This is a genomic window from Trinickia symbiotica (genome assembly GCF_002934455.1).
GTDB lineage: Bacteria > Pseudomonadota > Gammaproteobacteria > Burkholderiales > Burkholderiaceae > Trinickia > Trinickia symbiotica.
Map to the genome: position 1 here is coordinate 195432 of NZ_PTIR01000003.1, position 12626 is coordinate 208057.

The window sequence follows — 12626 nt, forward strand, 5'->3', positions numbered from 1 at the left end:
GGGGCAGCGAACAAAGTGAGCGTGGGGGTCGTTTCATCTCAAATGCCGTCGTTGTGTTTTTCACACCGCGCGTTGGACCGCCTCAGCCTGCGAGCGCCTGCGGGTCCGCCAGCGCGGTTCCAATGAATGCGGTGAAACGCGCCGCGTCCGCGCCGTTGATGACGCGATGGTCATAGCTGAGCGAAAGAGGAAGCATCTTGCGCCAGCTGACGCCGCCGTCTTCCGCGGGCGCGGCCGCGAGCCGCGTCTTGGTCACACCGAGAATCGCCACTTCCGGCGCGTTGACGATAGGCGTAAAGCCGGTACCGCCGAAGCCCCCCAGCGAACTGATCGAAAAGCAGCCGCCCGACATTTCCGCCATCGATAGGCCCTTTTCGCGCGCCTTCAGCGAAATCGCCGCGAGTTCGGCCGCGAGGTCTTCGACACTCTTCTTGTCGCAATCGCGCAGGACCGGCACGAGCAATCCGAAGCGGGTGTCCACCGCCACTCCGATGTGGAAGTACTTCTTTAGCACGAGGTTTTTGCCGTTGCCGTCGAGCGACGCGTTGAATTGCGGAAACTCCCGCAACGCGCGCACGACGGCCTTGATGAGGAAAACGAGCGGCGTAAGCTTCACGGCCGCGTTCGCCTCGTTGCGCGCTTTGCGATAGCTTTCGAGCGCCGTGATATCCGCGTCGTCGTGGTGGGTGACATGCGGAATCGTCAGCCAGTTGCGCGACAGGAAAGCCCCGGTCAGCTTTTGAATGCGCGACACCGGCTTGACCTCGATCTCGCCATATTCGGCGAAATCGACCTGCGGCCATGGGGGCAAATTCGCGCCGATTGCAGGAGGTGCGGGTTCGCCGGGTCCGGCATTCGCATCTGCCTGCTGGCGGTTGGCAATGGAATCGACACTCATCGCGGATGTCCCTTCGAACAACGGTTGACTAGCATGACGGCCCGTGGCCCATCAGACGATTTCCGCCAGCAGCGTGCCGACGGGATACACTTCGCCGACCTGAGCAACGATGCGCAGCGTGCCCGACGCCGGCGATTCGACTTCCTGAATCGATTTATCGCTTTCGAGCGCATAGAGAATCTGCCCTTCGCTGACGGTTGCGCCGTCTTCCGCCAGCCATTCGGCCAGCGTTCCTTCGTTCATCGAAAAGCCCAGTTTCGGAAGCAGAACTTGTGTGGTCATGACCTTGCCCTATTGACAATGAAAACGTTGGCTGCACGCCGCGCTCATTTCAGCGTGGCTCGCACGGCCGCCTCGATGTCCGCCACGCCCGGAACGAAGGCGTCTTCGAGCGGCTTGGAGAACGGCACCGGGCAGAACTGTGCGCCCACGCGCTGCACGGGGGCCTTCAGTTCGCGGAAAAGGGCTTCGTAGATGCGCGAGGCGATTTCCGCACCGACACCGAACGGCTTGACTGCCTCGTGCACGACAACGGCGCGCCCTGTCTTCGCGACCGACGTCAGGATCGTTTCGGTGTCCAAAGGAGCGATGGTGCGCAAGTCGATCACTTCGCAGGCGATGCCTTCCTGGGCAAGCGCCTCGGCGGCCGCCATGACTTCCTGCACGCGGCGGCTGTAGCTGATCACCGTCACGTCCGTGCCCGCGCGCACGACGTTGGCCTTGCCGAGCGGAATCGCGACGCCGCGCTCCGGCGCCTTCCCGGGGTTCCAGTAGGTCGGCATGTTCTCGATGAAGAGACACGGATCGTCGTCCCGAATGCACGACAGCATCAGGCCATAGGCATCGGCCGGGTTCGACGGCGCAACGACCTTGATGCCGGCGACATGCGCGAACCAGGCCTCGAGGTAATCCGCGTGCTGCCCCCCCGTGCCGAAACCTGCGCCCGTCATCGTGCGAATGACGATGGGTACGTTCGTCTGGCCGCCCGACATGAAGCGCAGTTTCGCGGCGTGATTCACGATCATGTCCATCGCAACGGTCGTGAAGTTCATCAACATGATTTCGGCCACGGGACGCATGCCGACCATCGACGCGCCGATCGCTGCACCGATAATCGCCTGCTCCGAGATCGGTGTCGAACGCACGCGCGACGTCCCATACTTCGTCGACAGTCCCTTCGTCACGCCGACAATGCCGCCTTCCTGACCGTCGGCGATGTCTTCACCCAGCACGATGACGTCGGCGTCCGCGGCCATGGCGTCGTCAAGCGCGTAATTGACGGCCTGGATGGTGTTGATGTTGGTGGGCATCTGGGTCATGCGAGCACCTCGTCCTTGAAGATATCGCGCCGAAGCTCCGCAACATCGGGATATTCGCTCGACAGCGTGAATTCGACTGCGGCGTCGATCTGCGCTTCGTGATCCGCCTCGATCGCTGCCAGTTGCGCTTCGGTCGCGTGCTCTGCGTCGATGAGCCACTGCCGGAAGAGCGGCACGGGATCCTTGGCAATCCAGGCCGCCTTCTCGTGCTTGTCCATATACGCGTCCGCATCGCCGAACACGTGGCCGTGAAAGCGGAACGTGTTCGCTTCGATGAGCGTCGGGCCGCCTCCGTTGCGCGCGCGCTCGACGGCATCGCGCGCCGCCTTGTGCATTGCGATCGGATCATTGCCGTTCACCGTCACGCCGGGCATCTGGTATGCGACGGCGCGCTGCGCGATATTGGAGACGGCGGTGCCGTAGGCGTATTTGGTGTGCTCGGCATAGCCGTTGTTCTGGCACACGAAAATCACCGGCAGCTTCCAGATCGAGGCCATGTTCAGCGATTCGTGGAAGGCGCCGATATTCGACGCACCGTCGCCGAAATAGGCCACGGCCACGCGCGGCTCGCCGCGAATTTGCGCCGCGAGCGCAAGACCGTTCGCAATCGGCATCGAACTGCCCACGATGCCCGTGGTAACCATCACGCCGGAGGCGGGATGGGTCACGTGCATCGGTCCGCCCTTGCCCTTGCAGGTGCCCGTCACGCGCCCTCCGAGCTCGGCCCAGAGTTGCTTGAGCGGCACACCCTTGGCGATCATGTCGTGAACACCGCGGTAAATCGTGCAAATGTAGTCGTCGTCGGTGAGGCACACGGACATCGCCGAGGGGATCACTTCCTGACCCCGCGGCGAGTAATACGGCATCACGAGCTTGCCGGACTTGATGACGGCACGAAAGCGCTCATCGTTCTGCTTGATGAGTGCCATCCGCCGGTAGATGTCGACCAGGACTTCGCTGCTGGGCGGCTGATAGGCATTCATTCGTCACTCTCCTGTGTCACCAGATCTTGGGCGCGCCGCTCGCATGGAGCGCCGCGATGTAACCGAACACGAACGACGCGCCGATGCTGCTGCCGGCACCGGGGTAGCACCGTCCGACCACGGACGCGGTGCAGTTACCGGTGGCGTACAACCCCGGAATGTGCGAGCCATCCTCTTTCAGCACGCGCGCGAATTCGTCGGTCACAAGGCCGCCTGCCGTCCCGACGTCGCCGGGGTACATGCGTACGGCGTAGAAAGGACCCTCCTCGATCGGCCCCAGATTAGGGTTCGGCTTGATCGTCGGATCGCCGTGACAGCGGTCGAAGGCTCGCGAGCCGCGGCCGTAGTCTTCATCGACGCCGGTCTTGCAGAAACCGTTGAAGCGGTCGACTGTTTCGAGCAGACCGGCACGGTCGATATTGCATTTCGCCGCGAGTTCGTCGAGGGTATCGGCCTTGATCATGTAGCCGCTGTCGAGCCATTGCTGCGGAACCTGGCCCGGCATCGCCGTGCCCCACGGGTAGTACTTGCGCTGGCGGCTGTCCATGACGACCCACGCCGGCACCGCCTTGCCCGTCTCCTTGTGGCGCTGGTACATGCGTTGGCCGATTTCCATATAGGCGCCCGCCTCGTCGCAGAAGCGCTTGCCGTCTTGGTCGACCATGATCGAAAACGGCAGCGAGAGATCGAGGTGGTGCATGAACGGCAGCGGAGAGCCATCGGGCGCACGTGCGCCTTCCGGCAGCTCCTCGTTGGGTCCGAGCGACGTCACGACCCACCACGCTTCCTCCATGCAATCCACCGCCCCGCCGAGGGCGATGGCGGCTTCGAGGATTTCGCCGGTGTCGCCCGGATTCGCATTCGTCCAGTCCGCCGACGACGGCTGCGGCTGATATTTGCGCCGCATTTCCGCGTTGCGCGAAAAGCCGCCCGTGTTGAGGAGCACGCCCTCACGCGCGCGCACCCGCAATTCGCGGCCGCTGCGGACGGCAATGACGCCGGTCACTCGCCCGTCCTCGACGATGAGCTCGCGCACGGGCGTATCTGTCCAAATCGGCACGTTCGCGCGCAGCGCCATTTGCAGCATGCGCCCCTGAATTGCGGCGCCGTTCGAGACGAGCTCCTTGCCGGTGAGCTTCTGATAGAGCATGCGCCCGCCCAGTTGCATCGCCTTGCGCTTGCCCCCCCACGTGCGCTTCATGAGAAAGAGCTGCGGGTACTCGTTCGAGTTGGCCGGCATCGCCGGGCCTTTGTAGCGCGACAGGCGCGGCCCCCACTCGCCCAGCTCTTTCAGGTCGAAGAGCTTCGCCAGCAAAGAACGGCCACGCGGTTCGCCGCCCGGCAGCGTGTCGTAGTAGTCCGACCAGCCATCGGCGTATTCGAACTGCATGCCGTGCTGTTCTAGAAACTCGGCCATGATTGGGCCGGTGCGCAAATATGCTTCACGCCGCGCTTCGGAGGTGCCCGGACCTCGATACGTCACCGCGGCATCGAAGTACTGGCGCGCGCGCTCATACGAATCGCTGACACCGTGCCGCTTCATCACGTGATTGTTCGGCAGCCACCAGACCCCCCCCGAATAACCGGTCGAGCCGCCCACCTTTGCCTGCTTCTCGATGATGAGCGCTTCCTTGCCCGCCGACCTGCAGGCGAGCGCCGCACACATCGAACCGCCGCCGCTGCCGACCACCACGAAATCGTAGGTTGCGTCCCAGGTCGCCGACATCACTCCTCCTGCGCGATGAATTCGCGCAGCGCGCGATGGAAGTTCGACACCGACGTTTCCTGCAGCGGATTCGTGCGCGATCCCTTGAAGCCGCGCGACTTCATACCCTGCTGCACGTTCGTCATGTTCTGGAAGTCCTGCCACAGAATCAGCCCGAAGTTTTCGAGCGCGTTTTGTTTCCAGTCGTCCACGCCGTAGTAGAACTCACGCGCGAGCGGGGGCTCCGCGCCCGGCGCGAAGCGCTGCAGCGACCATATGTCGTAGATGCATGAATCGGGATTGTCGCCATCCGGCCGCGCGCGATAAAAGAGCGCACCGTCCGGGTACGGGAGAAAGACAAGGTTCGGGAAGACGTGCCAGTCCGCGCCCGCGCGGCCCAGTTGCTCGAAAGAGATCTCGGGCCAGCCCGCGCCCTCGGCGATGGCTGCTTCACGCTGGAATTCCATCGCTTTCGCCAGCACTTCGAACTGGTTGCCCGACGGCGACATCTCGTGCATCAACCGCTTCGCCGCTTCGTAGTCACGCGCGGTGTTGATGGCCTTCAGCGTCTCCTCCATGACCCGGAAAAAATTGACGAGCCCCTGGCGCACATCTTCCGGCATGGGCTTGCCCGTCCGGGGCGACGGCGCGCCGATCATGCGCGTGGCCGTCGAATAGCCGAACATCCCATGGCGGCCATAGGCGAAGCTTCGCGTCACGTCGTCGCCCGCCACGTCGAGCAGTTGCGGATGCGTTGCGGCGACGTGATAGCCCTCGTTGAACGCTTCCAGTGCGACCTTCCAGTTGCAAGGCAGGCGAATCGACTTGTACCAGCGGTAACGCATCTTCTCGAACTCGAAGCAGTTCGTGATTTCGGGCACCGGGTCGAGAAACTTCGCGAGCGGCTCGGCGCCGGGGTCCATATTGATGAACACGAAGCCACCCCATGTGTCCACCAGGACGGGCGTGAGACGCAAGTCGCCATCGGTCATCTCGGGGCAACCGGCCCAGTCGTCGCGGTCGAGCACGCGCGCCACGCTGCCGTCGAGATTCCACTGCCAGCCGTGATAGGCGCAGTGGAACTTTGCGGCCTTGCCGCAGCCGTTCGTCAAACGGCGACCGCGATGTTGGCAGACGTTGAAATAAGCCTTGATTTCATCCGCCGCCGTGCGTACCACGATGATCGACTCGCCGGCCACATCGAAGGTGACGTAGTCTCCGTTGTTCGGAATTTCCTCGAGACGGCAGGCGACTTGCCACACACGCGGCCACAGGCGCGCGTTCTCCCGCTCCAGGAAAGACTTCGACAGGTAACTGTCCTTCGGCACAAAATCGACGCGGACCGTATGTTCCCCCGGGTTGGGACTTCTGTTACCCATTGATATCTCCTTCGTGATATGGCCGGCGTAGGCGCCAGTTCCGACTTGTTATGTGCTGACCGCGATCGAAGCCAATATGCAACTATCGGTCCAATTTGCATGAACGGCGTTCAGATGCTAGGCTTCCCCTCGGAGCGATGTCAATCCGTGCGAACGTCAATCGAGCGCCGCGGTTAGCGCCGGCACGGCTTCGAAAAGGTCGGCCGCGAGTCCGTAGTCGGCTACCTGAAAGATCGGCGCCTCGCTGTCCTTGTTGATCGCGACAATGACCTTCGAATCCTTCATGCCGGCGAGGTGCTGAATGGCCCCGGAGATGCCCACGGCGATATACAACTGCGGCGCGACGATCTTGCCGGTTTGACCCACCTGATAATCGTTCGGCACGAAGCCGGCGTCCACCGCCGCGCGTGACGCGCCGACCGCAGCGCCGAGCTTGTCCGCGAGCGCGTCGAGCAGCTTGAAGTTCTCGCCGTTGCCCATTCCCCGGCCGCCCGAAACCACGATGCTGGCTGCCGAGAGTTCCGGACGGCTCGACTTCGTCAGTTCCTGGCCGATGAAGCGGGCCCTATCGAAGGCCGGCGCCGGCGCAACCGCCCGTGAGGGCGCAGCCGCGGCGCCCGTGGCCGCCGCCTCGAAAGCCGTCGGGCGAATCGTGACGACCTTGATTACGTCGGCGGATTGAACCGTCGCGAGTGCGTTGCCGGCGTAGATGGGCCGCACGAAGACATCGGGCGCCTTGATGGCGACGACATCGGAGATCTGCGCGCTATCGAGCAGCGCCGCCACACGCGGCATGAAGTTCTTGCCCACCGCAGTGGACGCGGCGATGACGTGCGTATAGCCGTTGGCCAGCGAAACGACGAGCGAGGCCAGGTTTTCCGGGAGCGCGTGCGCATAGTGGGGCGCATCCGCGACGAGCACCTCTGCGACGCCGGCGATGTTCGCGGCTTGCGCCACCACCGCCGATACGCCGTGGCCGGCTATCAGCACGTGAATGTCGCCGCCCACTGCGTCCGCGGCCGTAATCGCGCTCAACGTGGCGCGGCTGAGGCTTGCCTGGTCGTGTTCCGCGATAACGAGAATAGTCATGATCAGATCACCTTCGCTTCGTTTCGAAGCTTTTCAATCAGTGCTGCAACGTCCGGAACCATCATGCCGCCCTTGCGCGCCGGCGGTTCGGTCACTTCCAGAACCTTCAGACGAGGCGCGACGTCGACAGCCAGTGCCTCGGGGCTCAGCGTCTCCATCGGTTTTTTCTTTGCTTTCATGATGTTGGGCAGCGTCACATAACGCGGACTGTTCAGGCGCAGATCCGTTGTGACAACGGCCGGCAGATCGAGTGCGACGCGCTCGAGTCCGCCGTCGATTTCACGCGTGACGGCCAGTTGCTGACCGTCCACTTCCACCTTGAACGCAAATGTCGCTTGGGGCCAGCCGAGCAGCGCGGCGAGTTTCTGGCCGGTCTGGCCGGCATCGTTGTCGATGGCCTGCTTGCCGAGCAGCACCAGTTGGGGGTTTTCGCGCGCGGCTACGGCGGCCAGCAGCTTGGCGACGGCGAGCGGCTGTAGTTCTGCCTCGCTTTGCACCAGCACGGCGCGATCCGCCCCCATGGCGAGTGCTGTGCGCAAGACTTCCTGCGATTGCGCCGTTCCCGCGGAGACCACGACGACCTCGCTCGCCATCCCCGCTTCCTTGAGGCGCACCGCCTCTTCCACGGCAATCTCGTCGAACGGATTCATGGCCATTTTGACGTTGGCCAGATCGACGCCCGAACCGTCGGACTTCACCCGAGGTTTCACGTTGTAGTCAATGACGCGCTTCACCGCGACCAGTATCTTCAATTTGACGCTCCGAACGATTTACTGAACAATGTTCGATATTCTGAACTCATCTTTTTGCCGCTGTCAACGACAAGAAAGAGGAAGGTGTCGCGCGCCAGAGGATTCGACGCCCTCGGTCAACACCAAGGAGGCAACAGTGAAGCTTTATCGATGCGAGCGGTTCGAAGGCATTGCGGGTCTCGCGTTATGCGAGGAGCCCGATCCCCCGCCGCCCCGCGGTCATCAGGTGCTGGTTCAGGTGAATGCCAGTTCGCTGAATTTTCGCGAGCTGCTGCTGATGAACGGCGCGTTCCGCGACTGGATGTCGCCGAACTTCATCCCGGCATCAGATGGCGCGGGCGTCGTGCTTGCCATTGGCGAACACGTGCGGCGCTTCCGGCCAGGGGACCGCGTCATGGCCAACTTTGCCGAGAACTGGCACGGCGGCGCGCGTCCGCGGCACGCAGACACATTGGGCCGCGGCGCCATCGTCGAAGGCATGCTTCGAGAGAGGGTCGTGCTGAGCGAGGAAGAACTGGTCGCCGTGCCGGACCATCTCTCCGACGAGGAGGCCGCTACCCTGCCTTGCGCGGCGCTCACCGCGTGGAATGCGCTTTGCCAGCATGCGCCGTTGCTGCCCGGCCAGACCGTGCTCGTACAAGGTACGGGTGGCGTATCGATCTTCGCGTTGCAACTCGCGCGTCTGTTTGGCGCGCGCGTGATCGCCACCTCGTCGAGCGATGCCAAGTTGAAGCGCCTCGTCGAGCTCGGCGCCGACGCCACGATCAACTATCGCGAGACGCCGCGATGGGACGAGGCCGTGCTCGCGCTCACCGCAGGCCAGGGGGTCGACCTCGTCGTGGAAGTGGGCGGCGCAGCGACGTTCCCGCAATCCGTCGCGGCAACGCGGGACAGCGGGCGAATCAGCGTCGTGGGCATGCTGAGCGGCGCCCCCTCGCCCGGCGACGGATTCTTCATGCGCGGATTGTCCATTGCAACGATTCGCGTGGGCTCGCGCCAGGACTTCGAGATCATGAACCGCGCCATCGGCCTGCACAAACTCAGGCCAGTCATCGACTCCGTCTACGGCTTTGCCGACGTGCCAGCCGCGCTGCGCCGCCTCGAAAGTCAGCAGCATTTCGGCAAGATCGTCATTCGCCACCGATAGGCGGCTTTTCACAATTCGCAGAGGCATTCATGAAGATCTTTTCACTGGAAGGACAAGTCGCCCTCGTCACCGGTGCGTCACGCGGGCTTGGGTTTGCGATGGCGAGCGCGCTGTCATCCGCAGGCGCAACCGTCGTCCTCTGTGCACGCTCACGCGCAAATCTCGAGGCCGCCGAGGCGTCGATCCGCAAGGCGGGCGGCAACGTCGACATCGAGCCTTTCGACCTGACCGATCAAACCGCGATCGGCAACGGCGTGCGCAACGTTCTCGCGCGTCACGGACGCATCGATGTGTTGCTCAACAACGCAGGCATTTGCGAATGGAGCGATTTCGAGCAATCCACGCTCGAAATGTGGCACCGCACGATGCAGATCAACGTCACCGCAGCCTACCTGCTCGCGCAGGCCGTGTCCGGACCGATGATCGAACGCGGACGAGGTCGCATCATCAATGTGGGCTCGTACGTCTCGGTGCTTGGGCGCGAGAAATTGCAGGCCTATGTTGCCAGCAAACATGCGCTGGCGGGTCTCACCAAATCGCTCGGTGCGGAGCTCGGGCGCCACGGCATCCTCTGCAATGGCATCTGCCCCGGCTACTTCATGACCGATATGGCTGAACCCGTCACCTCGAATCCACAGATGAAAGAAATCGTCCGCTCGCATATTTCCGTCGGACGCTGGGGACGCCCCGAGGAACTCGGCGGCGCCGCCGTATTCCTCGCCTCCGAAGCGAGCTCCTATATGAACGGCCACATGCTGATGGTCGACGGCGGCGTCTCGGAGATTCTCAGCTTTTCGATGTCGGTCGTATAGCTGCGACGCGCCGCCTCGACAGCAAAGCACTTTGCTTAACGCGTTGCCGCAGGCCGATCACACACCCTTCGATTTCTCGGCGGCGAGCGCGATGCTGTTTCGGACGGCGGCCCGTTCGGGCCTGGCCGACGCAGTCCGCAGCAAGAAGTGCGACAGCGACGGGATCAGGACGAGCGCGCCGATCATGTTGCCGACGAACATGAAGGTCAGCAAGATTCCCATGTCAGCCTGGAATTTGATGGGCGACCACGCCCAGGTAACGACACCCGCGGCCAGCGTGACGCCCACCAGCGCCACGACCTTGCCTGTGAACTGCACGGCTCGACGGTATGCCTCGCGCAGCGGCAATCCGGCACGCTGATAGTTGAGCTGGACGGACAACAAGTAGAGCGCGTAGTCGACGCCGATCCCAACCCCCAGGGCGATCACGGGCAATGTCGCGACCTTGACGCCAATGCCCAGCATGACCATCAGTGCTTCGCACATGACCGATGTAATGACGAGCGGCACCAGTGCGACCACGGCGGCACGCCAGCTACGGAACGTGATCAAGCAAAGCAGGATGACAGCCGCATAGACCAGCAGCAACATGCGTTGATTCGCTTCCTTGACGACGATGTTCGTCGCCGCATCGATGCCTGCGGAGCCCGCTGCCAGCAGGAACTGATGAGTCGGGTTCTTGTGCGAATCCGCGAAACGCTGTGCCGCGTCGAGCACCCGGTTGAGCGTCGCCGCCTTGTGGTCAGTCAGGTATGCGATGACGGGCATCGTGTTACAAGCCGGGCTGATGAGATCGGGGCGATCGAGCAGCACCTGGAAGAGAGAGCGATTGAGGATCGCGGGCGTCCGGTTGATCGTGTACCACTTCGGATAGCCCTCGTAAGCGCCGGACGTGATCAGCCGAGTGAGCGATGCGGCCGAACTCGTGGTTTGCACGCCGCGCACATCTTGCAGTGCCATCTCGAGACGATCGACATCGGCCAGCATCTGATAGTGATCCGCATCGCAATTGGTCAACGACGATTTGCCGATCACCACGAACATATCGCTCGACAGGCCGTAGTGGCCATTGATGAACGCATTGTCACGGTTGTAAAGCGAATCGGCCCGCAATTCCGGCGCCCCCGCATCCAGATCGCCGATCTGCAAGCGCTCACTGACGGCGAATCCTGCTCCCGCCAACAGCAGTGCCACTACAATCGCCGCCAAAGCCCAACGCCGTTCGGTGAAGCGATCCAGCACACTCCATAGTCTCGCGATACGCGAGCGGCCACGTTGCTCGTCGGCCTCTTCGATCAGCGTGCGCTGCGCGGCCACCGGGCTGACACCAAAATACGAGAGCAATACCGGCAACAGCAGAAGATTCGTGAAGACAAGCACACCCACGCCGATACTGGCTGTCAAGGCCAAGTCCTTGATGACCGGGATATCGATGATGGTCAGCACGGCAAAGCCCACCATGTCGGCCATAAGTGCCGTCAGGCCCGCGAGGAAAAGCCGCCGGAAGGTGTAGCGTGCTGCTACATATTTATGCGTGCCCCGCCCGACATCCTGCAAGATGCCATTCATTTTCTGGGCGCCGTGCGATACGCCAATAGCAAACACCAGGAATGGCACGAGGACCGAGTACGGATCGATGACAAGCCCCAGCGCCGTCACAATGCCAAGCTGCCAGAGCACGGCGACGAGCGAGCAGGCGACCACCAGAAAGGTGCTGCGCGGGCAACGCGTATAAAAGAAGATCACGCAAAGCGCGATAGCCGCCGCGACGCCAAAGTAAGTCATCACTTGCTTTAGGCCATCGATCAGGTCGCCGATCAGCTTGGCAAAGCCGACGATGTGGATGCGGACGTTGCCGTTTTGCTGGGCGCGCACCATGTCGTCGAGCAAGTGCGAGAGCTGTGCATAGTTGATGGGCTGGCCTGCCGCGTCCCGCTCGAGCAGCGGCACCACGATCATGCTCGACTTGAGGTCGTTGGCGACGAGCGAGCCGGTGATGCCCGCCCGCGCAATGTTGCTTCGCAGCGCGTCGATCGACGCGGCCGAGCCGTTGTACGTCGACGGCATGACCGGGCCACCCGCATAGCCTTTTTCAGTCACGATGTTCCAGCGCACCGCCGGCATCCAGATCGATTTGACCCACGGCCGGTCGACCCCGGGCATCAGGAATACGGTATCGTTGATTTTCCTCAATGCCTCGAGATAGGCGGGATCGTAAATGTCTCCGCGCGTGTTCTCGACCACGATGCGCAGGCTATTGCCGAGCCCTTTCAAATCGCCCTTGTTTGCCACGTAGTTCCGGATATACGGGCTGGACTGCGGGATCATTTTTTCGAAGCTGGCGTTGATCTGCAGTCCGGTCGCCACCTTGTAGCCGAAAAACACCGACAGCACCGCACACAACAGGATCAGCGCGAACCGATGATTGAAAACCAGCCGCTCGAGCGCATTGCCGGACTTGGCGTCGAACGCGGCAAGGTCCCGGACTACGGGCATGGAATTGATCTGCTCACTGCTGTTGCCGGCCATCTTGGGCTCCCCT

Annotated in this window: 11 protein-coding genes; 2 read left to right on the top strand and 9 right to left on the bottom strand. The window is 62.7% G+C overall.

From position 1 onward, the window contains the following. Positions 1-82: 82 nt before the first annotated feature. From B0G57_RS07080 to B0G57_RS07115, 8 genes are all read right to left on the bottom strand, one after another. Positions 83-898, bottom strand: coding sequence for a 2-oxo acid dehydrogenase subunit E2 (locus tag B0G57_RS07080; RefSeq protein WP_102606962.1), 816 nt, complete (start codon positions 896-898; stop codon positions 83-85). Between the two features lie 51 nt (positions 899-949). Further along, positions 950-1180: a biotin/lipoyl-containing protein gene (locus tag B0G57_RS07085; RefSeq protein ID WP_102606963.1), complete on the bottom strand. Its 231-nt coding sequence runs from the start codon at positions 1178-1180 to the stop codon at positions 950-952. Positions 1181-1224: 44 nt separating this feature from the next. Further along, on the bottom strand, positions 1225-2217 hold the full coding sequence (locus B0G57_RS07090; RefSeq protein WP_102606964.1) for an alpha-ketoacid dehydrogenase subunit beta: 993 nt from the start codon (positions 2215-2217) through the stop codon (positions 1225-1227). Next, the gene (locus B0G57_RS07095; RefSeq protein ID WP_102606965.1) at positions 2214-3200 is read right to left on the bottom strand and encodes a thiamine pyrophosphate-dependent dehydrogenase E1 component subunit alpha; all 987 of its coding nucleotides are present in this window, start codon (positions 3198-3200) and stop codon (positions 2214-2216) included. Before B0G57_RS07095 ends, B0G57_RS07090 begins: the two co-directional genes overlap by 4 nt. 16 nt (positions 3201-3216) lie before the next feature. Beyond that, positions 3217-4926 (bottom strand): FAD-dependent oxidoreductase, encoded by a 1710-nt coding sequence (locus B0G57_RS07100; RefSeq protein WP_102606966.1) that lies wholly within the window; start codon positions 4924-4926, stop codon positions 3217-3219. After that, positions 4926-6284: an aromatic ring-hydroxylating oxygenase subunit alpha gene (locus B0G57_RS07105; protein ID WP_102606967.1), complete on the bottom strand. Its 1359-nt coding sequence runs from the start codon at positions 6282-6284 to the stop codon at positions 4926-4928. The genes B0G57_RS07100 and B0G57_RS07105 overlap by 1 nt, the downstream gene beginning before the upstream one ends. A 156-nt stretch (positions 6285-6440) precedes the next feature. Then, positions 6441-7373 (bottom strand): electron transfer flavoprotein subunit alpha/FixB family protein, encoded by a 933-nt coding sequence (locus B0G57_RS07110; RefSeq protein WP_102606968.1) that lies wholly within the window; start codon positions 7371-7373, stop codon positions 6441-6443. 2 nt (positions 7374-7375) lie between these two features. Continuing rightward, complete coding sequence (locus tag B0G57_RS07115; RefSeq protein ID WP_102606969.1) at positions 7376-8125, bottom strand: electron transfer flavoprotein subunit beta/FixA family protein; 750 nt, start codon at positions 8123-8125, stop codon at positions 7376-7378. Between the two features lie 136 nt (positions 8126-8261). On the opposite strand from B0G57_RS07115, the gene B0G57_RS07120 reads away from it, so the two are divergent. Together B0G57_RS07120 and B0G57_RS07125 are read left to right on the top strand one after the other, a co-directional pair. Beyond that, the gene (locus B0G57_RS07120) at positions 8262-9272 is read left to right on the top strand and encodes a zinc-dependent alcohol dehydrogenase family protein (protein WP_102606970.1); all 1011 of its coding nucleotides are present in this window, start codon (positions 8262-8264) and stop codon (positions 9270-9272) included. Between the two features lie 29 nt (positions 9273-9301). Then, the gene (locus B0G57_RS07125) at positions 9302-10084 is read left to right on the top strand and encodes an SDR family oxidoreductase (RefSeq protein WP_102606971.1); all 783 of its coding nucleotides are present in this window, start codon (positions 9302-9304) and stop codon (positions 10082-10084) included. A gap of 57 nt (positions 10085-10141) precedes the next feature. Here the strand turns inward: B0G57_RS07125 and B0G57_RS07130 are convergent, their stop codons facing one another. Continuing rightward, positions 10142-12613 carry an efflux RND transporter permease subunit gene (locus B0G57_RS07130; RefSeq protein WP_102606972.1) on the bottom strand — a complete coding sequence of 824 codons (2472 nt, stop codon included), beginning with the start codon at positions 12611-12613 and terminating at the stop codon, positions 10142-10144. Positions 12614-12626: the final 13 nt, after the last annotated feature.